At 69.0% G+C, this 25,984-nt stretch carries 26 protein-coding genes; 10 read left to right on the forward strand and 16 right to left on the reverse strand.

Going from position 1 to position 25,984, the window contains the following annotated elements:
• Window positions 1-74: 74 nt before the first annotated feature.
• The 5 genes from BIU99_RS06520 to BIU99_RS06540 form a co-directional block, all read right to left on the reverse strand.
• Window positions 75-887, reverse strand: coding sequence for a CPBP family intramembrane glutamic endopeptidase (locus BIU99_RS06520; RefSeq protein ID WP_071260487.1), 813 nt, complete (start codon window positions 885-887; stop codon window positions 75-77).
• A 225-nt stretch (window positions 888-1,112) separates the two neighbouring features.
• The gene (locus tag BIU99_RS06525; protein WP_064295754.1) at window positions 1,113-1,958 is read right to left on the reverse strand and encodes a transglutaminase family protein; all 846 of its coding nucleotides are present in this window, start codon (window positions 1,956-1,958) and stop codon (window positions 1,113-1,115) included.
• Window positions 1,955-2,884, reverse strand: a complete 930-nt coding sequence (locus BIU99_RS06530) for an alpha-E domain-containing protein (protein WP_064295753.1) — start codon at window positions 2,882-2,884, stop codon at window positions 1,955-1,957. The genes BIU99_RS06525 and BIU99_RS06530 overlap by 4 nt, the downstream gene beginning before the upstream one ends.
• Window positions 2,878-4,581 (reverse strand): circularly permuted type 2 ATP-grasp protein, encoded by a 1,704-nt coding sequence (locus BIU99_RS06535; protein ID WP_071260396.1) that lies wholly within the window; start codon window positions 4,579-4,581, stop codon window positions 2,878-2,880. Before BIU99_RS06535 ends, BIU99_RS06530 begins: the two co-directional genes overlap by 7 nt.
• Before the next feature lie 73 nt (window positions 4,582-4,654).
• Window positions 4,655-5,596, reverse strand: a complete 942-nt coding sequence (locus BIU99_RS06540; protein ID WP_071260397.1) for an aldo/keto reductase — start codon at window positions 5,594-5,596, stop codon at window positions 4,655-4,657.
• A 157-nt stretch (window positions 5,597-5,753) separates the two neighbouring features.
• On the opposite strand from BIU99_RS06540, the gene BIU99_RS06545 reads away from it, so the two are divergent.
• From BIU99_RS06545 to BIU99_RS06555, 3 genes are all read left to right on the forward strand, one after another.
• Complete coding sequence (locus BIU99_RS06545; RefSeq protein ID WP_071260488.1) at window positions 5,754-6,194, forward strand: GNAT family N-acetyltransferase; 441 nt, start codon at window positions 5,754-5,756, stop codon at window positions 6,192-6,194.
• Window positions 6,195-6,297: 103 nt separating this feature from the next.
• On the forward strand, window positions 6,298-6,729 hold the full coding sequence (locus tag BIU99_RS06550) for a hypothetical protein (protein ID WP_064295749.1): 432 nt from the start codon (window positions 6,298-6,300) through the stop codon (window positions 6,727-6,729).
• Between the two features lie 29 nt (window positions 6,730-6,758).
• The gene (locus tag BIU99_RS06555) at window positions 6,759-7,670 is read left to right on the forward strand and encodes an SMP-30/gluconolactonase/LRE family protein (RefSeq protein ID WP_254773589.1); all 912 of its coding nucleotides are present in this window, start codon (window positions 6,759-6,761) and stop codon (window positions 7,668-7,670) included.
• Between the two features lie 12 nt (window positions 7,671-7,682).
• Here the strand turns inward: BIU99_RS06555 and BIU99_RS20135 are convergent, their stop codons facing one another.
• Window positions 7,683-7,832, reverse strand: coding sequence for a hypothetical protein (locus BIU99_RS20135; RefSeq protein ID WP_240555574.1), 150 nt, complete (start codon window positions 7,830-7,832; stop codon window positions 7,683-7,685).
• Between the two features lie 451 nt (window positions 7,833-8,283).
• On the opposite strand from BIU99_RS20135, the gene BIU99_RS19690 reads away from it, so the two are divergent.
• Window positions 8,284-9,033: a hypothetical protein gene (locus BIU99_RS19690; RefSeq protein ID WP_139205360.1), complete on the forward strand. Its 750-nt coding sequence runs from the start codon at window positions 8,284-8,286 to the stop codon at window positions 9,031-9,033.
• A gap of 82 nt (window positions 9,034-9,115) precedes the next feature.
• On the opposite strand, the gene BIU99_RS06565 is transcribed toward BIU99_RS19690, so the two are convergent.
• Genes BIU99_RS06565 through BIU99_RS06575 form a run of 3 tightly spaced genes read right to left on the reverse strand, consistent with a single transcriptional unit; the run spans window position 9,116 to window position 11,451 of the window.
• A complete protein-coding gene (locus BIU99_RS06565; protein WP_071260399.1) occupies window positions 9,116-10,141 on the reverse strand; it encodes a LacI family DNA-binding transcriptional regulator in 1,026 nt (341 codons plus the stop codon).
• Window positions 10,142-10,195: 54 nt separating this feature from the next.
• Window positions 10,196-10,690 (reverse strand): carboxymuconolactone decarboxylase family protein, encoded by a 495-nt coding sequence (locus BIU99_RS06570; RefSeq protein WP_197479064.1) that lies wholly within the window; start codon window positions 10,688-10,690, stop codon window positions 10,196-10,198.
• Window positions 10,691-10,701: 11 nt separating this feature from the next.
• Window positions 10,702-11,451: an SDR family NAD(P)-dependent oxidoreductase gene (locus BIU99_RS06575; RefSeq protein WP_071260400.1), complete on the reverse strand. Its 750-nt coding sequence runs from the start codon at window positions 11,449-11,451 to the stop codon at window positions 10,702-10,704.
• 301 nt (window positions 11,452-11,752) lie between these two features.
• Here BIU99_RS06575 and BIU99_RS06580 point away from each other — a divergent pair, with 301 nt between their 5' ends.
• The 5 genes from BIU99_RS06580 (at window position 11,753) to BIU99_RS06600 (ending at window position 19,300) form a co-directional block, all read left to right on the forward strand.
• Complete coding sequence (locus BIU99_RS06580) at window positions 11,753-13,069, forward strand: ABC transporter substrate-binding protein (protein ID WP_083397228.1); 1,317 nt, start codon at window positions 11,753-11,755, stop codon at window positions 13,067-13,069.
• A 128-nt stretch (window positions 13,070-13,197) separates the two neighbouring features.
• A complete protein-coding gene (locus BIU99_RS06585) occupies window positions 13,198-14,079 on the forward strand; it encodes a carbohydrate ABC transporter permease (protein ID WP_064295739.1) in 882 nt (293 codons plus the stop codon).
• Between the two features lie 4 nt (window positions 14,080-14,083).
• Entirely contained in the window at window positions 14,084-15,028 is a 945-nt protein-coding gene (locus tag BIU99_RS06590; protein ID WP_228507330.1) for a carbohydrate ABC transporter permease, read from the forward strand.
• A 25-nt stretch (window positions 15,029-15,053) separates the two neighbouring features.
• A complete protein-coding gene (locus BIU99_RS06595; RefSeq protein WP_254773590.1) occupies window positions 15,054-16,067 on the forward strand; it encodes an aldo/keto reductase in 1,014 nt (337 codons plus the stop codon).
• 173 nt (window positions 16,068-16,240) lie between these two features.
• Window positions 16,241-19,300, forward strand: a complete 3,060-nt coding sequence (locus tag BIU99_RS06600; RefSeq protein WP_071260401.1) for a glycoside hydrolase family 2 TIM barrel-domain containing protein — start codon at window positions 16,241-16,243, stop codon at window positions 19,298-19,300.
• Here BIU99_RS06600 and BIU99_RS06605 read toward each other — a convergent pair.
• The gene (locus tag BIU99_RS06605) at window positions 19,278-20,534 is read right to left on the reverse strand and encodes an NAD(P)/FAD-dependent oxidoreductase (protein WP_064295737.1); all 1,257 of its coding nucleotides are present in this window, start codon (window positions 20,532-20,534) and stop codon (window positions 19,278-19,280) included. The two genes, BIU99_RS06600 and BIU99_RS06605, sit on opposite strands and share 23 nt — an antisense overlap.
• Window positions 20,535-20,548: 14 nt before the next feature.
• Complete coding sequence (locus BIU99_RS06610; protein ID WP_064295746.1) at window positions 20,549-20,854, reverse strand: DUF3072 domain-containing protein; 306 nt, start codon at window positions 20,852-20,854, stop codon at window positions 20,549-20,551.
• Between the two features lie 137 nt (window positions 20,855-20,991).
• On the opposite strand from BIU99_RS06610, the gene BIU99_RS06615 reads away from it, so the two are divergent.
• Entirely contained in the window at window positions 20,992-21,708 is a 717-nt protein-coding gene (locus BIU99_RS06615; protein WP_071260402.1) for an NADPH-dependent F420 reductase, read from the forward strand.
• A 247-nt stretch (window positions 21,709-21,955) separates the two neighbouring features.
• On the opposite strand, the gene BIU99_RS06625 is transcribed toward BIU99_RS06615, so the two are convergent.
• From BIU99_RS06625 to BIU99_RS06645, 5 genes are read right to left on the reverse strand one after another with little or no spacing between them, the layout of a single operon-like run.
• A complete protein-coding gene (locus BIU99_RS06625) occupies window positions 21,956-22,819 on the reverse strand; it encodes an NAD(P)-dependent oxidoreductase (RefSeq protein ID WP_071260404.1) in 864 nt (287 codons plus the stop codon).
• A gap of 10 nt (window positions 22,820-22,829) precedes the next feature.
• The gene (locus tag BIU99_RS06630) at window positions 22,830-23,225 is read right to left on the reverse strand and encodes an AraC family ligand binding domain-containing protein (protein ID WP_071260405.1); all 396 of its coding nucleotides are present in this window, start codon (window positions 23,223-23,225) and stop codon (window positions 22,830-22,832) included.
• A complete protein-coding gene (locus BIU99_RS06635) occupies window positions 23,225-23,665 on the reverse strand; it encodes a cupin domain-containing protein (protein ID WP_064295734.1) in 441 nt (146 codons plus the stop codon). Before BIU99_RS06635 ends, BIU99_RS06630 begins: the two co-directional genes overlap by 1 nt.
• A gap of 45 nt (window positions 23,666-23,710) precedes the next feature.
• Entirely contained in the window at window positions 23,711-24,535 is an 825-nt protein-coding gene (locus BIU99_RS06640; RefSeq protein ID WP_064295733.1) for a phosphoenolpyruvate hydrolase family protein, read from the reverse strand.
• A gap of 2 nt (window positions 24,536-24,537) precedes the next feature.
• Window positions 24,538-25,836, reverse strand: a complete 1,299-nt coding sequence (locus BIU99_RS06645) for a Tm-1-like ATP-binding domain-containing protein (RefSeq protein ID WP_071260406.1) — start codon at window positions 25,834-25,836, stop codon at window positions 24,538-24,540.
• Between the last annotated feature and the right edge of the window lie 148 nt (window positions 25,837-25,984).

Below are 25,984 nucleotides of genomic sequence, written 5' to 3' on the forward strand. Positions count from 1 at the left end.
CGTCAGCGCACCGCGCTGGGCCCGGAACAGCGACCTTCGCGTCAGAGCGGTGCGCTGGCGGACGGAGTCTTCGCTCAGTACCAGAAGATCGGGATCCAGTCGCGATGGTGGGCGTGCACGATCGCGAGGAAGACGATCGCGTCGAACAGCAGGTGTACGGCGAGGATGTAGCCGAGCGACCGCGTCTTCGAGAACAGGTACCCCTGGAGGAGTGCGAACGGGAACGTCAGCAGCGGACCCCACGAGCGGTAACCGAGTTCCCACAGGAACGAGACGAAGATGACGGCCTGCAGGAGGTTGGCCTGCCAGACCGGGAAGTGCCGGCGCAGCAGGGCGAGGCAGGTGCAGATGAAGAACAGCTCGTCCCACGTGCCGACCGCGTTGACGCCGACGAAGAACCGGCCGAGTTCCCCGGCGTCGCTGATCACCGGCCAGTTCTCGTAGGCGCCCGAACGGATGAAGTAGAACGGGAGGATCGCCCAGCCGAGCAGCGGGACGGCGACGAGGTAGGCGATCTCGCCCTTCGTCTTCTTCTCGCGGCTGCGCCAGGGGAAGGTGATCGCCTTCCGCCGGTAGACGAATCGGTCGATGAGGAACGGGACACCGACCGCCAGCAGGAGCACGGTGCCGATGCGGAAGAAGCTCGGCCAGGAGACGTCCGCTTCCACGGACGTGGTCGAGACGATCCCGATGCCGATCGCGATGAGGAACAGGTCTTTCGCGAGTTCTCGGTCGATGAGGATCGCGGTCGCGAGCGCGGCGACGAGGAGCGGGTAGCCGGCGAGCGGCTGCATGAGGCCGAAGAGGCAGAACGCGGACGCGGCGAGCAGCACCGCAGGGATCAGCTTCATCGGGCGGCGGGCCGGGACGATCATCTCGGTCTGCATGCCGTCGATCCTACGGGTGCCGGCGCGGGGCGCTGACGTGACCGCGGGGTTGCGGGCGTCGGCGCGATGCGCTGGCACGAGAGCACCCGAACGGGCACGACCGCGGGGCTGGCGCGTGAGCGCGACGCTCCGGAGACCCGCGCTCACGCGCATGACCCGCGCTCACGTCAGCGCACCGCGCTGACGCATCCACCGAGGAGGGTGTGCCCCGCGTCGGCCGGCGGGTCAGGCCTCTCGGGTGATCTCGACCTTCACGAAGAGCTTCGAGCGGTAGGGGCCCGCATAGACACCACGGAGTGGGGAGACGTCGCCGTAGTCACGCCCCCGCCCGATGAGGACGTGACGCTCACCCACGTCGACCATGTTCGTCGGGTCGAACCCACGCCAGTCACCGCAGAACCACTCGACCCACGCGTGCGACTCCCCCGTCACCGTCTCGCCGATCGCCGCGTGCGGCTTCGGATGCAGGTACCCCGACACGTAGCGGGCCGGGATCCCGACCGAGCGCAGCGCCCCAAGAACGATGTGCGTGATGTCCTGACAGACGCCCTTGCGGTTCGCCCACGCCTCGGCAGCGGTCGAGTACACACTCGTGACGCCCTGCACGTAGTCCATCTGCTCGCCGATCTCCCGACTGATGGCCATCGCGGCCTCGCACGGGCTCTCGTGGCGGTCGGCGATCGTCCGGGCGAGCTCGACGAGGTCGTCCGGCGGGGTCGTCCGGCGCGTCTGCTCCAGGTGCTCCACCCGCGTCACGGCGGCCTGGGTCGCGATGTCGAGCTGCTCCCAGCCCGTCGGGTGCGGTTCGTGCTGGCGCGGCCGGACCTCGACGAGGCTCGTCGCCGTGAGCGAGAGCTCGTCGTGTGGGGTCAGCACCTCGAACGCCGAGACCTTCATGCCCCAGTAGTCGGTGTACGTCGACTGCGACGCTCCCGGCTGGATGTCGATGTGCGAGTACAGGACGTACTGGTCCTCGGTCGTCACCGGCAGCATGCGCGCCTCGTTGTACGACGCGTTGACCTTGCCGCCGTAGGAGAAGCCCGTGCTGTGCTTGATGTGGAGCCGGGTCATGAGTTCTCTCCGATCCACGCGGGCACCGCGTGAGTGGGGAAGTAGCGTTCGCGGATCGCCTCGGACACCTGGCTGGTGACGTTCTGCACGGCGTCCATCCGACCGGGGAGGTCGACGAGCGTGTCCTGGATAGGCCGGTATTCGAGGTCGCTCCGGATCTGTCCGAGCAGGCGCTGGGCGGAATCGACCGTCCCGACGCGGCCTCGGCGCGGTTCGAGGTCGCGCATGCACTCCTCGGCCCGACTGATGGAGAACATGACCGACCGGGGGAAGAGCTGGTCGAGCAGCAGGAACTCGGCCGCGTTCTTCGCGCTCGGCATGCCGCGGTACGTGCGCAGGTAGGCCTCGTAGGCGCCGCAGGAGCGGAGGATCGTCGTCCAGGACGGGCCACTCGCCTCGGTGAGCGACCGCGTCGCCAGGAGCCGCGCGGTCATGTCGGCGCGTTCGAGGCTGCGACCGAGGGTGAAGAAGCGCCAGGCGTCGTCACGACTCGTGGCGGAGTCGACGATGCCGACGGCGAGGGCCGAGCGCTCGCGCACCCACCCGAAGAACTCGTGCACCTTGTCACTCGCGACCCGGCGCGGCATCCGGGCACGCGTCGTGTTGAGACACTCCCAGAGCTCGGTCGACACGATCTCACGGGCACGACGCGCGTTCTCGCGGGCTGCGCCGAGCGAGTAGGCGATCGACGCCGGGTGGGTGCGGTCGACGGCGAGCTGCGCGAGGACGTCCTGGCGGGTGAGCTCCTGGTCGGCGGGTGCGTCGCTGCCCATGACGGACAGCAGTGACCGGCAGGCGGTGTCCTCGTCGATCCACGGGTCCTCGAGCAGCAGCTGCAGGTGGACGTCGAGGATGCGCGCGGTACCGTCGCTGCGCTCGATGTAGCGGCCGATCCAGAAGAGGCTCTCGGCGATGCGGCTCAGCATGATGCGTCCTCCTGCCCGGTGACAGCGGGCGTGGAGAGCGTCTGCTGCTGTTGCTCCTGCTGGTCCTGGTTGCCGACCGGACGGTCCTGGGGCGAGTGCTCCGGGGTCGTTCCGTGGTCGTAGATGATCGGGATCGACGTCGTCTCGGTCGTGGCCTGCTCGGCGACGAGACCCTGGATGTCGTGCGACGAGGCCTCGGGCGCGGCGTTCGGGTCGAAGGCCCGTCCGACCACCCAGGTGTCCTTCGAGCCGCCACCCTGGCTGGAGTTCACGACCAGCTGCCCCTCCGGCAGGGCGACGCGCGTGAGGCCGCCGGGCAGCACCCAGACGTCGTTGCCGTCGTTGACCGCGAACGGTCGCAGGTCGGCGTGGCGGGGACGCATGCCGTCCTCGACGAGCGTCGGGATCGTGGAGAGCATGACGACCGGCTGCGCGATCCAGCCGCGCGGGTCCTCCTGCAGCTTCGTCTTGAGGGTCGCGAGCTCCTCCTTCGAGGCGTCCGGACCCACCACGAGGCCCTTGCCGCCGGAACCGTCGACGGGCTTGATGACGAGCTCGTCGAGGCGGTCGAGGACCTCTTCGAGGGCGAGCGGGTCCTCGAGACGCCAGGTGTCGACGTTCGGGAGGATCGCGTCCTCGGCGAGGTAGTACTTGATGAGGTCGGGCAGATACGTGTAGACGAGCTTGTCGTCGGCGACACCGTTCCCGACGGCGTTCGCGATGGTCACGTTGCCGAGACGTGCGGCGAGCATGAGCCCGGGCGAACCGAGCATGGAGTCGGCACGGAACGACAGCGGGTCGAGGAACTCGTCGTCGACGCGGCGGTAGATGACGTCGACGCGAGTGGGTCCGGCGGTCGTGCGCATGAAGACCTTGCCGCCGGAGCAGAAGAGGTCACGGCCCTCGACGAGTTCGACGCCCATGAGCCGCGCGAGCAGCGTGTGCTCGAAGTACGCGGAGTTGTACACGCCGGGGGTGAGGACGACGACGTTCGGGTCCTCGACGCCGGGCGGGGCCGACGCACGCAGCGCCTGCAGGAGCTTGTTCGGGTAGTCACCGACGGGCCGGACGCGCATCGAGACGAACAGCTCGGGGAGCGTCTGCGCCATCACGCGACGGTTGGAGATGACGTAGCTGACGCCGGACGGGACCCGGACGTTGTCCTCGAGGACGCGCATCTGACCGTGCTCGTCGCGGATGAGGTCGATACCGGAGACCTGGATGCGGACGCCGTTCGCGGCCTGGATCCCGTAGGCCTGCCGGTGGAAATGCGACGACGAGGAGATGAGCTTCGCGGGGATGACGCCGTCGCGCACGGCGAGCTGCGGGCCGTAGACGTCGGCGAGGAAGGCCTCGAGCGCCTTGACGCGCTGTTTGATGCCGGCCTCGACCTGTGTCCACTCCTGCTGCTCGATCACCCGCGGGACCGCGTCGAGCGGGAACGGACGCTCCTCACCGGCGAAGTCGAAGGTGACGCCCTGCGCGAGGTAGGAGCTGGCGAGGGCGTCGGTGCGACCTCGGAGCTCCTCCTGGGTCATCCGAGCGAGGGAGCTGTAGATCTCCTGATACGCCCGCCTCGCGGTCGCACCACCCGCGTGTTCCGCCGCCTCGCCGAACATCTCGTCGAAGGCGGGGACGCCGCCCGGAGTCTTGCGCGGGGCGAGCGTGCCGCCATAGCCGTTGAACAGGTCACCCATGGGCCGACTCTACCGGGACACATGTTGCCGGGGTGTTTCGGAGCGCGGGGAGGTGCCCTCGCCGGTGCCGCCCCTACGCGACCGAGGCGGCGGTGAGGGCGGCCAGCTCGTCGGCGGAGAGTTCGAGCGTGGCGGAGGCGAGGAGGTCGGGCAGCTGCTCGACCGTGCGGGCGCTCGCGATCGGCGCGGCGACGGTCGGCTGCGAGCGGAGCCACGCGAGCGACACCGTCGCGACGGAGGCGCCGTGGGCCGCGGCGACCTCGTCGAGGACGGGCAGGAGCGCGGCGTGGTCGGCGAGGTAGGCCTGCGCGCCCTCGGCACGGACGCTGTCGACGCTCGACCCCTCGCGGTACTTGCCCGTCAGGAAACCCTTCGCGAGCGAGAAGTACGGCAGCACCGCGAGCTGCTCGCGCTCGGCGATCGTGCGCAGCTCGCCCTCGAACTCGCGCTCGACGAGGTTGTAGTGCGGCTGGAGGGCGATCGGGCGGTGGAGCCCCTTGGCCTCGACGATCTCGAACCACTCGGCGATGCGCGCTGCGGAGTAGTTGGAGATGCCGAGGTGGCGGACCTTGCCGGCGTCGACGAGGGACGACAGTGCCGTCACCGTCTCCTCGAGCGGCACCGACTCGTCGTCGAAGTGCGCGTAGTAGAGGTCGATGTGGTCGGTGCGGAGGCGCTCGAGCGAGGCGTCGGCCGCCTTGAGGATGTTGTCGGCCGCGAGGCCTGTGAAGTCGGGGTGCTGGCTGACCTTGGTCGCGATGACGAGCTCGTCGCGGTTGCCTCGGAGTTCCTGCCACTCGCCGATGAGTCGCTCGGAGTCACCGCCGGTGTTGCCTGGCACCCACGCCGAGTAGCCGTCGGCGGTGTCGATGAAGTTGCCGCCGCCCGCGACGAAGGCGTCGAGGATGTCGAACGAGGTCTGCCGGTCGGCGGTCCAGCCGAACACGTTGCCGCCGAGGTTCAGCGGGAAGACGGACAGGTCGGACGTTCCGAGGGTGGTGCGGGCGTGAGTCATCTGATGATCCTCCAGGGTTCGGTGCATCGCTGGTACTGCTCCTCACGCTAAGCCCGCGGACGGCTCGACTATTCCGTCGTGTCGTTCGATGACGAGCGGGCCACCGGAACCGGACTGGCTCTCCACGGCCCGGTGCCGGCCGTCCTACGGTGGCTCGATGGGCTATCGCATCGACGACTCGAAGGACCGCATCGACCGGGACGCCGTGTGGGCCCTGCTCCGCGAGGTCTACTGGGCGAAGTGGCGCAGCCGAGCCGACGTCGAGGCGCAGATCGACGACGCCTGGCGCGTGATCGGCGTGTACGAGGAGGAGACGGGCGCCCAGGTCGGTTTCGCACGAGCGGTGTCCGACGGACTCGGCTTCGGCTACCTCGCCGACGTCATCGTGGACGAAGCGCACCGGGGCCACGGGCTCGGCAAGCGGATCGTGCAGGCCATGATCGACGACGGTCCCGGCGCGCACTTCCGGTGGACGCTCTTCACGAGCGACGCGCACGGCCTCTACGGGCAGTTCGGGTTCACCGACCCCGGCCCGACCGCGCTCGTCCGTCCAGCCGCGCAGCTGCCTGTCCACCCGACGCAGGTACCCACCGCCTGAGTCGCGGCACGTCGTCGCTGAACCGCGGCCCGGGCGACCGATCGCCTCACTTCACCTCATCACTCTCGCCCGGCCTCCAGCCGCGACGGGCTAGCGTTGACGTATGTGGATCTCCGACGACGGCCGATACAACATCGTCGATGTGCCCGCGGAAGCGTATCCGGGGCGCGCCTATCTCCTCGAACTCGTCGCCGGACTCGATCCCGACGAGCTGCAGACGCTCGTGACCCGCATGCAGACGTTCGATGACGCGATGATCGACCGACTCGAGGTCCTCGTCGACGACGAAGCGCCCGAGGTCGCACCGGATCCGGAGCGTGAAGCGCCGTACGTCGATGAGATGATCCCGCGACGCGTCCTCGACTCGATCGACTGGGACGCGATCCTCACCCCACCGTTCCGGATCGAGGCGATCGACGTCGCCGGTGACCGCTGGCGCATGGATGCGTGGGCCTTCCTGGAGTCGATCGTCGAACCGCCCGTCACCCGACCGAGCGCTCGCAACCTCGGCTCCTCCCCCATCGATCCGGCGTAGACCCGCACCTGCCGAATAGGCTGGGTGTCATGACCGACGACGACGTCACCATGACGAACGAACCCTCGCCGCTGCTCGCCGAGGGAGCCGAACTCGAGCACCTGTACACGGGCGCGATCTGGAGCGAGGGGCCCGCATGGATCGCGGAGACCGGCCGCGTGCGCTGGAGCGACATCCCGAACGACCGCATCCTCGAGTTCGACACCGCGACCGGTGAGACGTCCGTGTTCCGTGACGGCGCCGAGTACACGAACGGCCGCACGATCGACCGCGAGGGCCGGGTCGTGCAGTGCAGTCACGGGCGGCGCGCGGTCGAGATCGAGGGGCCCGACGGTCCGATCACGCTCGTCGACCGCTGGGCCGGCGGCCGCTTCAACTCCCCGAACGACGTCGTCGTGCACGCCGACGGCTCGATCTGGTTCACCGACCCGCCGTACGGCATCGACGCCAGCGGACGTGAGGGGCACCCGGGTGAGCAGGAGTACGACGGCTGCTACGTCTTCCGGTTCGAGCCGGCGACCGGCGTCGTCGAACCCGTCATCACCGCCCTCGTCCACCCGAACGGGCTCGCGTTCTCCCCTGACGAATCCGTCCTCTACGTCTCCGACACCGGCGATGGGGCGCAGCGCATCGCCGCGTACGACGTCGCCGCCGACGGGATCTCGGTCGAGCACGGAGACACCCCCGGCCGCACCTTCGCCGCGACCGCCGTCCCCGCCTCGGACGGCTTCCGCATCGACGTCGACGGCAACGTCTGGTCGTCGGCCGGCGACGGCGTCGAGGTCTTCGACCCCACCGGCGCGACCATCCTGCGCATCCCGGTCCCCGAACGCACGGCGAACGTCTGCTTCGGCGGCGAGGACGGCATGACGCTCTACATCACCGCGTCGAGTTCCCTGTACCGCATCCGCACGGCCACCCGGCAGTCGCCGCGGCCCTGACGGTCGCGCCGCTCAGACGGAGGAGGCCCGAACGACGAGCTCGGGCTGGAAGACGAGGTGGCGCGCGGACAGCGGCGGGATCGGCGCACCCTCCGCGACGGCGAACTCGCCGAGGAGCAGCTCCACCGCGGCGACACCGAACCCCTCGTGCGGCGCGCGCACGGAGGTGAGCGGGATGCTCGACGACTCGGCGAACTCGATGTCGTCGTAGCCGACGATCAGCGATGTCCTCAGGCACCGGGACGACCGTCAAGGACGCGCTCGAGCCATCGATCCGAACGTCCACCTGGTATCTCGATATTTCGCCACTCAGAAGCATACACATGTTTGATATAACAGTTTTTTGTGTATACATATTGCGCATAAAAATTAGAAGTATTAGCTTCATGGGAAGTCGTTCGGAGGGATCAATCTCATGCCATCTCATCTGCAACCGCGGTCGCGCAGGCCTCACAAAGCTTGGGGAGTCGGTCTCATCGCGGTCTCGGCGCCGATCATGTCCATGAGCCTGATTCTCCCGTCACCCGCAGCAGCGATTGGGTTCCTCTCGGTGCCATTGCTCTGCGTCGCTGGCGCGCTGCTCCTTGCGGCGTCCGCCTCAGAACGATGAAGAGTGCCACACAACGAAACGGAGAATGCAGTGGAGCTTATGGGAGTATCACGATTTGTCGCGGCGCTGACGGCCGCTACCCTGTGCGCGGTCGTGATGACCGTTGCACCCGCACAAGCGCGCGCTGAGGACTCGACTACACCCACATCATCCGACGTCCTTCGATTGGTCACAGACGCGAGCGAGCTTTCGACGACCGACATCACCGGCTCGGAACGAGACCGCTTCCTCCGAGCAGCTTCACAACATCTCGAGGTTCAAGGGGGTGCGCACGTCGACGTTGCTCGGGCTTCCGTCCTCAAAGTTGAAGAGTCGACTGTGGCCGCCAGATTCGATCTGGTTGGCGAAAACGTGGTGGCACCGTCTTCGCTGACAGTGTTCTTGAACGACGGTGCTGAGGTCATATCCACGGTGGAGATGCTGTTCCAGCCCGATGGTCGAGGTGGCGGAAGCATGAGCGTTTGGCAGGACTCCATCTTCACGTCGACACAATCCGTGACCGCGTCTCAAGCCGCGGACGCTCTCTCGGGGACCGTATCGGTCAGCGGAAGTGGCGACTGGTGGGGCGAGTTGAGCTCGTGCTTGAGCCAGAGCGGCGTCCCCGTCTGGGCGGCCAGCCTCCTGGCTACCGCTTGCGCCGTGGCTTGCGCAGTCACGGTCGGCATCGGATGCGGCGTGTGCCTGGCCGCGCTGATCGGCACCTCTACAGGCATCACCGCAGCCTGCATCGACTACGCGAACAGCCACGCTTAGCTCAGCGCCACGATAGTCGATGAACGAATCGGGCATCGCCTCCACGGCGATGCCCGATTCTCGCGCTTGTACGACAAGCGAACTACTCGCGCGTTGAGGCCCGGACGACGAGCTCGGGCTGGAAGACGAGGTGGCGCGCGGACGGCGGCGGGATCGGTGCACCCTCCGCGACGGCGAACTCGCCGAGGAGCAGCTCCACCGCGGCGACACCGAAGCCCTCGTGCGGCGCCCGCACCGAGGTGAGCGGGATGATCGACGACTCCGCGAACTCGATGTCGTCGTAGCCGACGATCGCGATGTCCTCGGGCACCCGGACCCCGTGCTCGACCACGAGCGTCTGCATGATGCCGAGTGCCAGCAGGTCATTGACCGCGAAGACCGCGTCGGGACGGGCGTCGACCGGTCGTGCGGCGATCGCGCGTCCGAGCTCGCGCCCCTCGGCGATCGTGCGCTCCGTGCCCGCGATCACCTCCAGCGTGGCTCCCGGAACCGCTGCGACGGCGGAACTCGCACCCTCGAAGCGGTCGGCGACCTGGCGGATGCCGAGCGGACCACCGACGAACGCGAGCCGACGACGACCGGTCTGCAGCAGGTGCTCCGCGGCGAGGAACCCACCCCGGACGTCGTCGACCGACACCGACGGCTGGTCCGGTGACGATGCGAGCTGCCCGACGAGGACCGACGGGATGCCCCGCTGCCGGATGCTCGTCAACCGCTCCTCGACGGACTCGTGGGAGGCGACGAGCATGCCCTGCACACGCTGCGCCTCGAACATGCCGAGATAGGCGTCCTCGCGCTCACGACTCCGGTTCGAGTTGGCGATGAACACCGAGAGACTGTCCTCGGCCGCGCGCTGCTCCACCCCCTCGGCGATGGTCGCGAAGAACGGGTTGCTGACGTCCGGCGCGATGTACGCGATGGTGCCGCTCCGACCGAGACGGAGCTGCCAGGCCGCGTTGTTCCGCACGAATCCCAGCTGGTCGATCGCCCGCTGGATGCGTTCCTGCTTCTCCGGCGAGACCCGATCGGGGTGGTTGATGTAGTGCGACACCGTCCCCATGGAGACGTCGGCGAGCGTCGCGACCTCGCGGATTCCGACTCGTCCCATGCTCAACCCCTCCTGTCGTCCTGCGGCGCTGCGGGCACTCGCCCGCGGCCCGGCTCAGTCTAGATCGCCGGGTCCCGGGCGGTCCTGAGCGCTGCCGGGCTGCTGGTCGCGCGGCTCCGGGCCGGTCCAGTCCGGTCCGAGCGGCTCGGGGATCTCAACGCCGACCTCGATGAGGGCGTCGGTGACGACGCGGATCGCGTTGAGGGCGCGAGGGAAACCCGCGTACTGCACGGTGTGGATGACCGTCTCGAGGATCTCCGTCGCGCTGCAGCCGACGTTGATCGCACCGCGGGTATGGCCGCGCAGCTGTGGTTCCAGCCCACCGAGCGCGACGAGAGCCGCGAGGGTGATGAGCTCCCGCTGCGCCAGCGTGAGCCCCGGCCGGGAGTAGATGTCGCCGAAGTTGAACTCGATACCGAAACGCGCGAGGTCCTGCGCGAGCCCGGTCTGCATCGCGACAAGCCCCTCCGACTTCCCCTCGCCGTACACCTCGTCGAACTTCGCCTTGCCGCGCTCGAGCCTCGTCATGTCCTCTGGTCCTGTCGTCATCGTCCGTCGCCTCAGATCGAGTGTCCGCCGTCGAGCGGCAGGATGAGGCCGGTGAGGTTCACGGCGGCGGGTGAGGCGAGGAAGACGACCGTCTCCGCGAGGTGCTCCGGCTCGCCGAGGAGCCGGGTGGGGATCTGCGCGAGGAGCGCCTCACGGCGTTCCGGGGTGTCGTTGTCGCGGCCGGGGGTCGCCTGGGCTCCGGGGGCGAGCGCGTTGACGGTGACACCCTGCTCGGCGACCTCGATCGCGAGCGCCTTCGTGAGTCCGACGACGCCGGCCTTGGCCGCGGCGTAGGCCGTCGCCCCTCGCACGAGGCGTCCGCCACTGACGGCGGCGATGGACGCGATGCTGATGATGCGACCGGAGCGCTGTTCGAGCATCGAGGGCAGGACCGCGCGCGTGACGTTGAACACCGAGTTGAGGTTGCGGTCCATCTGGGTCATCCAGGTCTCGTACGTCATCTCGTGGAAGAAGCTGACCGCGCCGCCGCCCGCACCGTTCAGCAGGATGTCGACCCCGCCCCACTCGTCGACGATGCCGCCGACGGCAGCCTGGACGGCGTCGAAGTCGGTCAGGTCGGCCGTCGCCGATGCGGCCCGCACCCCGTGCGCACGGACGAGTTCCGCCGTCTCCTCGAGCCCCGCGGCGTTGACGTCGAGGCCGGCGACGTCTGCCCCCTCCGCGGCGAGCTTCTGGGCGATCACCCGGCCGAGCGCTCCTGCTGCCCCGGTGATGACGGCTCGTTTGCCCTGCAACCTCATGTGCGGTTCCGTTCCTCGTCCGGCGGGTTGAATCGCCGTTTATCGTCGTTGACTGTGGTCGTGCCGACATGATCGAGATCACGGGACGACGATCACCCATTCTCGTCGCCGTCTTGAAACGTGTCAATATGCATTCCGCCCAGCCGCCGTCATGCCCGAAGCGCCTCGCCGAGCGGAACTGATCCGACGCTTGACATGCGACCCGAGCGCGGTTAGCCTCGGCCATTGAAACGCTTCAACTTTGCTCGCGACCATCACCGCTCGCGTCTCAACATCACTGCCACATCTTCAAGGAGGAAATGTGTCCACAGCGCACCGGGCCCCGAAACGTCGGTCGGCCACCGCCATCGCCGCTCTCGGCGTCACCGCTCTCGCCCTGACCGCCTGCGCAGGGAACGGCGGCGCATCGAGCGCCACGTCGTTCGACTACCTCGCGGCCGTCGAGAACTCGATCGTCCGCGACGAACTCACCGCTCTCGGCGACGGCGCGTGCGCCGCGAACGAGAAGGCGCTGCCGCTCAAGGTCGAGACCCTGCCCCAGGCCGACGTGCTCCAGCGCGTCACGCTGCTCGCCAGCCAGAACGCCCTGCCCACCACCTTCACCGCACCGACCGCACCGCTGCGGCCCGGCGGCACCCTCGGCGACGACGACACCGTCCTCGACCTCGAAGACACCCTCACCGAGCTGGGCGTCATGGACGACATCCTCCCCTCGGCCGTCGCCACCGTGAAGAACATCTACGGCGACCGGTTCGTCTCGATGCCCTACCAGTACAACGTCGAGGGCTTCTTCTACAACAAGACGATGTTCACGGACCTCGGCATCGCGGTCCCGCAGACGTGGGACGAACTGCTCGACGCGGCCGACACCGTTCAGGCCTCGGGCAAGTCCGCCTTCACGGTCTCCGGTGCCCAGGGCTGGACGATCACCCGCTACATCAGCACCTACCTGTTCCGACTGCTCGGCCCGGACGCGATGAACGACATCGCCTCGGGCGACGCCAAGCTGACCGACCCCGAGTACGTCGAGGCGATCACCGCCGTCGCTGACCTCGGCAAGTACTTCGGTGCCGGCATCACGACGATGGACATGCAGACCGCGACGAGCGAGTTCTTCACCGGCAACGCGGCCATGATGTACAACGGCACCTGGATGCTCGCCGACGTCTACAACACCGAACTCAACCAGATCGGTGAGGACGCCGTGGGCTTCATGCCGTTCCCGACCGTCGAGGGCGGCAAGGGTTCGATCGACCAGTACCCGGCCAACACCGGTGCGGCGACCTCGTTCTCCACGAAGAGCTACGACGAGGAGAAGGTCGGCGGCTGGCTGAGCTGCATCGCGGAGAACTACGGCTCCAGCGTGCTGAAGAACCAGGGCGTCATCTCCGGGTTCAAGCTCAACGAAGAGGTGACCGACGTCCCCGCGCTCACCGCCGAGGTGCAGGGCATCATGGCCGACACCGATGAGACGGTCACCTGGTTCGAGACCTTCCTCCCCGAGAAGGCCGGCGTCGACGCCCAGACCAACGCCGCCCCGCTGCTCACCGGCGGCATCTCCCCCGAGGACTTCGCGGCGCTCGTCCAGGCCGGCGTGGACGCGGGTCTCAAGAAGTAATCGGCGATCCGGTCGCCCGGCAGTCGCCCGGCGACCGGATCCGTCCGTCCGCGGACATCCACCTCTGCAGCGGGTCTCGCACCTCGCCGCCCAGCCTCACGGTCCCCCGACCGACTCAGGAGCACAGCATGAAAGACGTCCTCGGCGACAGGAAGGCCATCGCCATCCTGCTGGGCCCGGCCCTGCTCATCTTCACCCTGGTGAAGCTCGTCCCGGTGATGTGGTCGTTCGGCCTCACCTTCTTCCAGGGCGACCTGCGCGGCTTCGAGTTCGTCGGCCTCGACAACTTCGCCCAGCTGTTCGCCGACCCGACGGCCCCGGAAGCGATCTTCTTCAGCATCAAGTACTCGCTCATCGCGACGGTCGCGCAGATCGCCCTCGGGTACGCACTCTCCCTCTTCTACGTCTTCGTCCTGAAGAAGGCGTCGACGCTGGTCCGCACGCTCGTGTTCTTCCCGGTCGTGCTGCCGACCGTCGCCGTCGGTCTGCTGTTCAAGCGCCTGTTCGAGGTCGCGCCGCAGACCGGACCGGTCAACGCCATCCTGAACGGCTTCGGCATCGACTCGGTGGACTGGTTCAGCTCGCCCGACAGCGCGTTCGTCGTGATCATCATCATGGACCTCTGGCGGTCGATGGGCTTCTACGCCGTCCTGCTCTATGCGGGGCTCCTCGACATCCCCGAGGAGGTGATCGAGTCGGCCCGCATCGACGGTGCCCGCGGCCTGAAGCTCGTCCGGTACATCATCGTGCCGCTGTCACTCCCCGTCCTGCTGTCCGCGGTGATCTTCAGTTTCAACGCGACGCTCAAGGTGTTCGACTCGGTGCTCGCCTTGACGGGCGGCGGGCCAGGGACGGCCACGACCCCGCTGACGCTCTACATGTACAACACGACGTTCACGTACCAGAACTACGGCTACGGCTCGACGCTCGCGTTCGTGCTCACGATCATGTGCTTCCTCGTGACGCTCCTGATCTTCAAGACCTCCCGCAAAGACCTGACGAAGGACTGACGCCATGACGACCGCCATCACCCCGGCGCCCGGCGCCACCACACCGGCCTCGAGCGGCAGCGGCGACGGATCCGGCACCGCCGTCCGCCGGCCGAAGATGCGTCGCGCTCCCCGCTCGCGCGCCTACTACCTGCGGAAACTGCCCTCGGTCATCCTCATCGGACTCCTGCTCGTGATCGAGATCTACCCGATCGTCTGGCTGTTCCTGTCCTCGTTCAAGAACCAGCGCGAGTTCCTGCAGGAGTCCACCTTCTCCCTCCCGGAGTCGTGGAGCTTCGACAACTACGTCACCGCCTGGACGACCGGCAACATCTCGCAGAACCTGCTCAACAGTGTCATCGTGACCCTGCCGTCACTCGTCTTCATCCTCATCTTCGGCGTCGCCGCCGCCTTCGCCCTCGAGGTGATGGTGTGGAAACGCCGCAACCTGACGCTGCTGCTGTTCATCTCCGGCATCATGATCCCGGGCCAGATGATCCTCGTGCCACTCTTCGTCGCCTACTTCAACCTCGGCCTCACGAACACGTACTGGCCGATGATCATCACCTACACGGCGCTCGGGATGCCGCTGACGGTCTTCATGATGACCGCCTACTTCCGGGCCGTGCCGCGCGAGGTGTTCGAGGCGTCGACGATCGACGGAGCCGGCATCATCCGTTCCTTCTGGTCCATCGGACTGCCGATGGTGCGGAACGCGCTCTTCACGATCGGGCTCGTCCAGTTCCTCTCCATCTGGAACGACCTGCTCATCTCGCTGACCTTCACGACGAACGCCGACCTCCGCACCATCCAGGCGGGTCTGCTGAACTTCAGCGGGGAGTTCGGCCAGGTCGACTACGGGCCGCTGTTCGCGGGCATCTGCATCAACGTGTTCTCACTGCTCGTCGTGTTCGTGTTCCTCAACCAGCGGATCATGAAGGGGCTGGCATCCGGCGCGCTCAAGGGGTGACGCCGAAGTGCCCGAGGACCGCAGGATGGACGACATGATCAACGACGACACGACCCACACCTCCTCCACCGACCGGACGACCGCGGCAGTGGCGACACCAGACGACCTCCGACCGCTCGGCTCGACCGGGCTCGTCGTGAGCCCGGTCACGGTCGGCACCTCAGGACTCGGCACGCCGGCGAGCGCCGACGGCTCCCCCGGCCCGGGCTCCACGGCGTTCGCATCGGCCGCCCTCCGGGGTCCGAATCTGCTTGTGGACACGTCGAACAACTACTCGGACGGACGCAGCGAGACGGCGATCGGCGACGCCATCCGTCAGAGCGGTCTGCCCGAGGGACGCGGAGTGGTGACGAAGGCCGACCAGGATCCGTCGACGGCGGTGTTCGACCGCGACCGGGTGCTGCGGTCCTTCGAGGAGAGCCTCGAGCGGCTCGGCGTCGAGCGCATCCCGGTGTTCCACCTGCACGACCCGTACTCGGTGTCGTACGAGGAGGCGTCGGCACCGGGTGGTGCGATCGAGGGCATGCTGGCACTCAGGGAGCAGGGGCTGGTCGACGCGATCGGGATCGCGGCCGGTCCGCTCAGCGTCATGCTGCCGTATGTGCGGACCGGCGCGTTCGACGTGCTCCTCACACACAACCGGTTCACCCTCGTCGACCGATCGGCGACCGGCCTGCTGGAGGAGGCGCGCTCGCTCGGGATGGGCGTCTTCAACGCGGCTCCGTTCGGGGGCGGACTCCTCGCCGGACGGCGCGGGCGCGACGGCAAGCCGGCCACGTACGCGTACCAGGCCGGTTCGCCCGAGTTGCTGGCCTGGGTCGACCGTGCCGACGAGCTGGCCACCCGCCACGGCATCCCGCTCGCGGCTGCCGCACTCGCGTTCTCGACGAGATCGGAACTCGTCGACTCCACCGTCGTCGGGATGAACCGGCCCGAGCGATTGGAACAGGTCGAGACGCTGCGAACGACCCACATCCCCGAGGACTTCTGGTCGGACCTCGACGCACTCGGCACCCCGCCGAGCACCATCACCGACTGAGCCCGTTCTCCATCCATCCATCCATCCACCCACCCGCTCCCCTTTCCCTTCCACTGTCCCTTTCTCAGGAGTCCGCCGGCGTGGCGTCCGCTGGCCGGGCCGGCGCGCCGATGACCTCCTGAGAAAGGGACGCCCGACGATGAAGGCCGCATCACGATGAAGGTTGCACGACGATGAACGACTCAGCAGGGCTCGCGGCGTCGTGGGTCGAAGACCCGATCCCGGGGACCGGCCGGCGGCGACCCCGTGCCGACGAACTGAGCGACGCACGTCGGCTGTCCCTCAACGGCGACTGGGCGTTCACGCTCTCGCCCACGGCCGACGGGACGGGCGACACCTTCGGTGATCCGTCGCTCGACGACTCCTCCTGGGACCGCATCCGGGTGCCCGCGCACTGGGTCCTCGAGGGCCACGGGCAGCCGCTGTACACGAACACCGCGTTCCCGATCCCGATCGACCCGCCTCACGTGCCCGAGGAGAACCCGACGGGTGACTACCGCCGTACCTTCACCCTGCCGGAGGACTGGCGTCGCGCTGACACGGTGCTGCGCTTCCAGGGTGTCGACTCCTGCGGGACCGTGTGGTTGAACGGCGTGCTCCTCGGCCACAGCAAGGGCAGCCGTCTCCCGGTGGAGTACGACGTCGGCGAGCACCTCGTCCCCGGTGAGAACGTCCTCGCCGTGCGGGTGCACCGGTGGTCGAGCGGCACGTACCTGGAGGACCAGGACATGTGGTGGTTGCCGGGCATCTTCCGCGACGTCGACCTCCTGGAACGCCCGGCCGGCGCGATCGACGACGTCCAGGTCCGCGCGAGCTACGACCATCGCGACGGCATCGGCGTCCTGCGCGTCGACACCGACGTCCCCGGCCTCGTCGACGTCCCCGAGCTCGGCATCCTCGACCTCCCCACCGGCACCGCGACCGCTCTGCCGGTCGAGCCCTGGAGCGCCGAGGTACCGCGCCTCTACACGGCGTACCTCAGGCCGCGGCCGACCGATGAGACGCCCGTGGCCGGCGAGACCGTCGAGCTGCGCATCGGGTTCCGCACCGTCTCCATCGAGGACGGCCGCTTCCTCGTGAACGGCGTCCCGGTGCTGTTCCGCGGGGTCAACCGGCACGAGCACGACCAGGACCGCGGCCGTTCACTCGACACGGAGACCATGCGGCAGGACATCCTGCTCATGAAGCAGCACAACCTCAACGCCGTGCGCACGAGCCACTACCCGCCCCACCCGGACTTCCTCCGCCTCTGCGACGAGCTGGGGCTGTGGGTGGTCGAGGAGTGCGACCTCGAGACCCACGGCTTCATCTACACCGACTGGGCCGGCAACCCGCCGACGGAGCCGGTCTGGCGCGACGCGATGCTCGACCGTGTCCAGCGGATGGTCGAGCGCGACAAGAACCACCCGTCGATCGTCGTGTGGTCGATGGCGAACGAGAGCTGGGTCGGCGAGAACTTCGACGTGCTGGAGCAGTGGATCCGCGAGCGCGATCCGTCCCGGCCGATCATGTACGAGCGCGATCCGTCGTATCGGAACTCGGACTTCTCCAGCCTCATGTACCCCGACCAGGAGCTGCTCGAGGCCATCGGCCGTCGCGAGGAACCGACCCCCGTGGGCGTCGTGGCGGGGTCGCCGGACGACGTGCATCGGCGGCGACTCCCGTTCCTGCTCTGCGAGTACGCGCACGCGATGGGCAACGGCCCGGGGTCGCTCGTCGACTACCAGCGGATCCTCGAGTCCTCCGACCGGTTCTGCGGCGGCTTCGTCTGGGAGTGGATCGACCACGGCTTCCGCAGCACCGACGCCGCCGGGAACGAGTTCGTCATGCACGGTGGCGATGTCGCCTTCCGACCGAACGGCGGACGCTACTGCCTCGACGGACTCGTCTTCGCCGACCGCACGCCCTCCCCCGGCCTCGCCGAGCTGCACGCCGCGATCAGTCCGGTCGAGCTCCTGGCGGACGCCACCACCGGCACGCTGACGGTCAGGAACAAACACGACATGCGGTCACTCGATCACCTGGCGCTCCGGTGGCAGCTGGAGGACGACGGCCTCGCCGTCGCGTCGGGTGCGTTGACGACACCGCCCGTCGACCCCCGGAGCGCGGCGACCGTCGACCTGCCGGCCGAGGCGACCGTGCCGACCGCCGGTGTCGATCCCGTCTCCGGCGCACCCGTCGAGCGTTGGCTCACCGTGCGCGCGGTCCTGGCGGCCGACGAGCCGTGGGCGGCAGCGGGACACGAGGTCGCGTTCGGGCAGGCGCGGATCGCCGCCGACCGACCGGCGGATCCGACCGGCGTCACCGTTCCCGTGGCGTCCGCGGCACGCAGACCCCTCGCTCACGCCGACCGCACGCCGGGCCACCGCATCACCCTCGGCGCAGGCTCCTTCGACGCGCGCACCGGCCGACTCCGCGCGCTCGGCGATCTCGAGTTCGACGGGCCCGTCCTCGACATCATGCGTGCACCCACTGAGAACGACCGGGGCCAGGGGCCGCGGAACACGGCCGCAGCCAGTTGGAAGCTCACGGGACTCGACCGCTTCCTCCACCGGACCGACGTCGTCGAGCGGATCGACGACGGGCAGGGCGGCGGCCTGCGGGTCTCCGGCCGCAGCGCCCCGGCCGCGCACGGGCTCGGCCTGCGCTGGACGTTCGACTGGACCGACGCGGGCGGCGCCCTGGACCTGTCGGTCACCGTCGTCCCCGAGGGGATCTGGGAGCACACCCCCATCGGCGATCACGTGCTGACGCTGCCGCGCCTGGGCCTCCGACTCGGACTACCGGGCGACTACACGGATGCGACGTGGTTCGGTCGGGGCCCCGGCGAGTCGTACGTCGACAGCCTCGCCGCGGCGCGCGTCGGTCGCTTCACGAGCAGTGTCGACGGGCTCCAGACCGACTACCCGGTTCCCGAGGAGAACGGCAACCACGTCGGGACGCGGTGGGTGGAACTCACCGGCAACGGCCTGCCGACTCTACGAGCCGAGCAGCTGCAGGACACCGGCTTCGACTTCACCGCCAGACGATGGACGAGCGAAGCGCTCGAGGAGGCCCGCCACCCGCAGGACCTCCGAGACTCCGGCCGTGTGTGGCTCAACCTCGACCACGCGCAGCACGGGCTCGGCAGCTCGTCGTGCGGGCCGGCCCTGCCCGAGCGCTATCGGGTGCCGGTGGCGGAGACGACCTTCGGTGTGCGGCTGCGGACGCTCACGCCCGACCCTGCAGGATGAGGTTCCAGTACACCCAGGGCAGGACGTGGCGGTCGGCGATGAACGTGAACCGACGCTCCTTCGCGAGTCCGTTCCAGAACGGGATCGAGGGCTTCGGGCGGTAGCGGTCGTCGAACTCGGCGAACACCACCGTCCCGCGGGAGACCGTGAACGGGCACACCGAGTAGCCGTTGTAGACCGTGCTCGGCTCCTGGCCGGACCGCACGGCGACGAGGTTCTTCGCGAGGGTCTTCGTCTGTTGCCGGAGGGCTCCGCCGGACTTCGAGCTCATCACCGCGGCGGCGTCGCCGAGCGCCCAGACGTCGGGGAAGCGCGGATGCCGCAGGGTCAGCGAGTCGACCTCGACGAAGCCACCCGGGTTGCCGGGCTCGGCGAGCGCCGTTGCCGCGAGCCAGTCCGGTGCGGACTGCGGCGGCACCGCGTGGAGGACGTCGTAGGGGATCTCCTCCCGGAGTCCCCCCGTCACGCCGTCCTGCCCGCGATCCGGGCCGTCCTGCGGGTCGGTCTGCGCGATGGTCACCACGCGCTGCTCCGGGTCGACCGCGACGAGCTCGCGCGAGAACCGCACCTCGATGCCGTACTCGGCGACCTTGCGGTCGAGTTCGGCGTCGATCATCGGCATGCCGAACATCGTGGGTGTGGGCACGACGAGCACCACACGGATGTCGTCGAGGACGCCCGTCTGCCGCCAGTGGTCGCACGCGAGGTACATCGGCTTCTGCGCGGCACCCGAGCAGCTCGCGGGGCCGGCGGGCTGCGTGAACACGACGGTGCCGGAGCGGACCGACCGGAGCACGCGCGAGGCCTTCTGCGCGTACTCGAACGTGTAGTTGGAGATCCCCACCGGCGAGGCCATCGCCTCCGTCAGACCGGGCACGGCGTCCCAGTCCTGCTGGATGCCCGGAGCGACGATGAGCTGGGCGTACTCGACGGCGGTGCCGGATTCGAGCGTCAGCGTCTTCGCGACCGGGTCGATGGACCGGACCCGGTCCTGGATCCAGGTCACGCCCTTCGGCGTCACCGCGCGCTGGGGCCTCGTGGCCGCCGACGCGGACGCGGTCCCGCCCGCGACGTGCGAGAACATCGGCTGGTACCGGTGGTGTTCGCGCGGTTCGATGACCGCGACGTCATCGACCCCGTATCGCCGGAGCCTGCCAGCGACGGACAGACCGGCGTTGCCGCCACCGATGACGACCACCTCGTGATGGAGCGGAGCCCTGCTGGAGTCGGTCACGGTGGCGGCGGCGCTCAGGATCCGGACTGACCGCGGCCGGTGGCGTTCTGCAGCCGGTCGATGTGCTCGGAGGCCTGCGCCTTCGTCAGGTCGGCGGGGAGCTCCTCGCCGGCCTCGCGCGCCAGGGTGTCGAGGTAGCTGCGCTGCGGGCCGGTCATCGGCTCGTCGCCGGTGACCCAGTCCTCGGGGTCCTTGCTCGCGCTCGTCGAGCTATCGTCGCCCCGGGCCCCGAGGGTCTCCTCGGTGGCGCCGATCGTCTCGGGTGAGCCGGAGGTCGTGGCGTCGGGGGTCGTTGCGTCGGTCTGTTCTGCGTCAGTCATGCGGCAACGGTACGTCGAGCGGGCGATCGCGGAGGAGGGGTTGCGCGTCCACGTCGGACCGGTCTCGGAATAGCGATGGACGACCTCCGGTTGACCCAGGCGACCGCGTGCGGCCGCACCGTCCACGAAGGAGACCCATGTCCGACACCGCTTCCGGAACCGTCCGATCCGTCGACGAGCCGACTCCGTCGCAGAGCGTCACCATCGGCATCCTCGGCGCCGGCAAGGTCGGCACGGTCCTGGCACGACTCGCGGTCGCCGCCGGCTACCGGGTGCTCATCAGTGGTTCGCGCGACGCCGCCCGGATCGCCCTGACGATCGACGTCCTCGCTCCGGGTGCCGTCGCCGCGACCGCCGCCGAGGCAGCGACCCAGGCCGACCTCGTCATCCTCGCGCTGCCCCTCGGCAAACATCGGTCGGTGCCCGTCGACGAGCTGCGCGGCAAACTCGTCATCGACGCCATGAACTACTGGTGGGAGGTCGACGGCCACCGCGAGGACCTCAGCGCGCCGGAGACCTCGACGAGCGAGCTGATCGCCGCCTTCCTGCCGGAGTCCCGGGTCGTGAAGGCGTTCAACCACATGGGGTACCACGACCTCGACGGGGAACCGCGTCCGGCCGGCACGCCCGGTCGCAAGGGCATCGCGATCGCCGGCGACGCCCCCGCGGACCGGGCGGCCGTCTCCGCCGTGGTGGACGCCCTCGGGTTCGACCCCGTCGAGATCGGGCCGCTGCGCGCGGGCGTCGTCCTCGAACCCGGACACGAGCTCTTCGGGGCGAACATCGGTGCCGACGAGATCCGCGAGGTCGCCGAGGTGCGGGCGTTGGCCGAAGCCGAGGCGGGCGTCCGCTAGACGACGCGGCGGGTTCCCGCGCCGGACCGGTCTCGACCGTTCGTACCACTCTCGGGTGCAGCGCCGACTTTGGGCGTGCCGACCCGGATCGCCTCGTCGAGCGCGTCGTCAAAGCCGTACTCAGCGAGGAGGAACGCCCGACCGGCCTCGGATGCCCCGTCGCCGGTCAACGGCATCGTGCTCGCGCGAACCGGGGTGCACTCATCCGTCGATCGTCCGATCAGCGCCTCGTTCGTTTCCGTGCCGATCAGCCCCGCACTGCCTGCTCGCGCTCGAACTCGTCCCGCCAGGAGTACTCGGGCTCGAAACCGAGTCGTGTGCGGGCCTTGTCGATGGACATGAGCGTTTCGAACTCGCCGAGCCCCGCCCGCAGCGGGACGCCGGGGAAGTGCGTCGCCGCGAGCTCCGCCGACGGCACGGTCGTCCCGTTGTCGGAGGCGCACACGTCGTAGACCTCGAAGCCGGGGTCCGCTCGGGTCAGCGCCAGCGCGACCGCCTGCGCACCGTCACGTGCGTCGACATAGCTGAACAGGAGGTCGCGCCGGTACCCGGGCTCCGACGCCCGCACGAACGTCCCGTACTCCCCCGGCGCCACGACGTTCGTGAACCGCAACGCGGTGATCGACGTCCCGTCGGCCCACCGCACCAGCTGTGCGGCCATCGCCTCCTCGGCGACCTTCCCGAGCGCATAGGTGTTGTTCGCGCGACTGACGGTCTCGTCGATCGGCAGGAACTCGGGCGCCTCCTCGAATGGGAATCCCATGGCCGTGATGCTCGACGCGGTCACGATCGTCCGGATGCCCGCCCGCAGCGCCGCGTGCAGCACGTTGAACGACACGGTCAGGTTGTTGTGAAACGTCGCCGCATCCGGCACGAGCCCGTTCACCGGGATCGCGGCCAGGTGCACCACGGCGTCGAGACCAGCGAACCTCGCCGTCACCCCGAGCAGGCTGTCGATCGTCTGGCCGTAATCGGCCAGATCCACGCGGGTGAACCCCGGACCGGCCGCGCCCGCGACGTCGATCCCGTGCACGTCGTGGCCGTCCCGCAGCAGTCGTTCGACGGTGGCGGAGCCGAGCTTGCCCGAACTCCCGGTGACGGCGATGCGCATACCGACGATCCTAGGCTCGGGCCGGGAAGTCGGCGGGCAGCGGGAGCGCGGTCACCACGTGCCCGGCTGCGTCCTCCTCGTTCGCGTGCAGATGGCCGACGCGCCCACCGGCCGGGAGTCCTGTCTCCGTGAAGAAGCCACGGATCGTCTCGTACACCTCGACGATGTCGTGGGTGTCGCCCGCCTGCGTCAGCACGATGTCGCCCGACTGCACGTAGCGCTCGCCACCGTCGACGAGCACCTTCCCCTTGCCCTCGGTGATGAACCAGATCTCGTGGTCGTCGTGGTGGTGGCGGTCGAACCGTCCTCCGTCGACCGACACCGCGAAGCGCCCGATCGTGCCGATCTCGCTCCAGTCCGGCTTCGAACCCGGATGCACCCAGGAGCCCGGTTCGATCACCGGCATCAGCGGTCCTGCTTCCAGCTCGGCGCCGTTCCGGCGTCGAGGATGCGCGCGTCGGGCAAGCCGTCGAGCCCCGTCTCCGCGCCACCAGGGGTGTACACGACCGACAGTCGCAGCGGGCGCCACGTCGTGTTGTAGGTGGAGTGCACGGTGTCCTTCGGGATGTACACGGCGTCGCCCTCGCGGATCGGGAACGCGGGACCGTCGCCGACGGTCTGCACGCCCTCGCCGGAGATCACCGTGATGACCTCCTCCTCGCCCGGGTGCTGGTGGGGTGCGTGGCCCTGTCCGGGGTAGACGATGACCTCGCCGACCGTGAGTCCGGCGCCCTCGTCGAGGTGCGGGGTGACGAGCCACTTGATGGTGCCCCAGTCGAAGACCCGGGTGGGGACCTCGTCGGGGCGACGGCCGGCGGTGGCGGGGGTGATGGCTGGTTCGGTCATGGGATGCTCCTCGTCGAGTGGTCGGGTGGTCGGTCGTGCCGTCGGTCAGCGGGTCTGGATGGCCTTGAAGTCTTCGATCTGGCGTTTGATCGCCCGCTCGGTCGGGAGGCGTTCGGCCGAGGACGCGCCGAAGAACCCGGCGACGCCCGTCGTGTTGGCGAGGATGAAGGCGGCGTCCTCCGGTTCGGCGATCGGACCGCCGTGGCACAGCACGATGACGTCCGGGTTGATCGCGACGGCCGCGTCGCGCATCTCCTGCACCCGGTGCGCCGACTCCTCCAGCGAGAGTGCCGTGGTCGCGCCGATCGTGCCGGCCGTCGTGAGGCCCATGTGCGGGACGAGGACGTCAGCACCCGCCTCGGTCATCGCGACCGTCGACTCGACGTCGAAGACGTACGGGGCCGTGAGGAGGTCACGCTCGGCGGCGAGGCGGATCATGTCGACCTCGAGGTCGTAGCCCATGCCCGTCTCCTCGAGGTTCTGGCGGAAGACGCCGTCGAAGAGCCCGACGGTCGGGAAGTTCTGCACGCCGGTGAACCCCATTGTCTTGAGCTCGTCGAGGAAGCGCTCCATGATCCGGAACGGGTCCGTCCCGTTCACGCCGGCGAGCACCGGGGTGTCGCGGACGATCGGCAGCACCTCCCGACTCATCTCCACGACGACCTGGTTGGCGTCCCCGTAGGCGAGCAGGCCCGACAGCGAGCCGCGACCGGCCATCCGATACCTGCCGGAGTTGTAGATGATGATGAGGTCGACGCCGCCCGCCTCCGCGGACTTCGCCGAGATGCCGGTGCCCGCCCCGGCGCCGATGACGGCCTGGCCGCGCGCGACGGTGGCGCGAAGTCGTTCGAGTGCGATGGTCCTGTCCATGGTCAGTCCTGTTCCGTGGTGTCGGTGCGGTTCCTGTCGCCGCCTCGCTCGATCACAGCGTGGAGGGTGTCGGCGGCGAGCCTCGCGAACACCGGATCATTGAGATGTTCCGGACGGTCGACGACCGTGACCGCGCTGCCCTGCACACCCGCGAGCACGGCTTCCATGAGTGCAGCATCCGCCTCCGCGTCGCGGAAGGGCAAGCCCTCGGCGTCGAGCGCCGAGACGCCGCCGCGCGGGATCAGCAGCACGGTGGGGGCCTCGGCGCCGCTGAGCTTCGCCCCGATCCGCTCGCCCAGCTCGCGGTTCTCGTCGACCGTGGTGCGCATGAGCGTCACCGTCGCGTTGTGGACGAAGAAGTCGCGATCGGCGAACCGCTCCGGCACGGTGTCGCGAGGGCCGAAGTTGACCATGTCGAGCGCACCGAGGCTGACGAGCTGTGGGACGCCTGCCGCGCCGGCCGCGGTGAGTCGGTCTGGGCCCGCCGTCAGCACGCCGCCGACGAGATCGTCCGCGAGTTCGGTGGTGGTGAGATCGAGGACCCCTGCGAGCATGCCGCTCCGGGCGAGCGATTCCAGGGCCCGCCCGCCCGAGCCGGTGGCGTGGAAGACGAGGACCTCGTAGCCGAGTTCGTCGAGGCGCTCGCGGGCCACGTCGACCGCCGGCGTCGTGACCCCGAACATCGACGCCCCGACGAGCGGGCGGTCCGTCCGCTCGGCGGACGAGGCCGGACCGCGCGCCTGCGCAGCCGCCGCCATGCCGGCGATGGCCGCCACCGCATTCCCGAGGACGGCACGGGAGATCTGGTTGATCCCGGCGATGTCGACCACGCTGTACATGAGCGTCACGTCGTTCGCGCCGACGTACGGCGCGACGTCCCCGGACGCCATCGTCGACACGAGGAGCTTCGGGGCCCCGATCGGCAGTTCGCGGAAGACCCGGGCGGCGATGGCCGAGCCGCCGCTGCCACCGAGGGCCAGGACGGCGTCGACCCGCCCGGTGGCGTGCAGTCGGCCGATCACCGTCGCGGCACCTTCCGCCATCGCACTCACGGCGGCTCCACGGTCATCCGCGGCGAGCAGCGTGTCGAGATCGGTCCCGCCAGCGGCGGCCACCTCGTGGTTCGGGTGGTCCACGGCAGCGTCGTACCCGTGGGGCTCACGCGTTCCGGCGTCGACGACCACGACGTCCGCGCCCAGTTCGCCGAGACGGCCGGCGACCCATCGGTACTCGGCGCCCTTCGTATCGAGGGTGCCGACGAGGGCGACGGTCGGTCTGGCTGGTGCTTCGGGTGCGGTCATCGTCGCTCTCCATCGTCGTCGTCGTGAGCGCAGGACGGCCGTGTGTCGGCGCGCCCCACCTGACGGATCCGCTTCGACCCCGCCAGCGCCTCCATCCTGGTCCACGTTTTGAAACGTGTCAAGAAGAGTTGCATCTTCCTCGCTTTCT

It is taken from the genome of Plantibacter sp. MMLR14_011 (genome assembly GCF_001865025.1).
Lineage (GTDB): Bacteria > Actinomycetota > Actinomycetes > Actinomycetales > Microbacteriaceae > Plantibacter > Plantibacter flavus_A.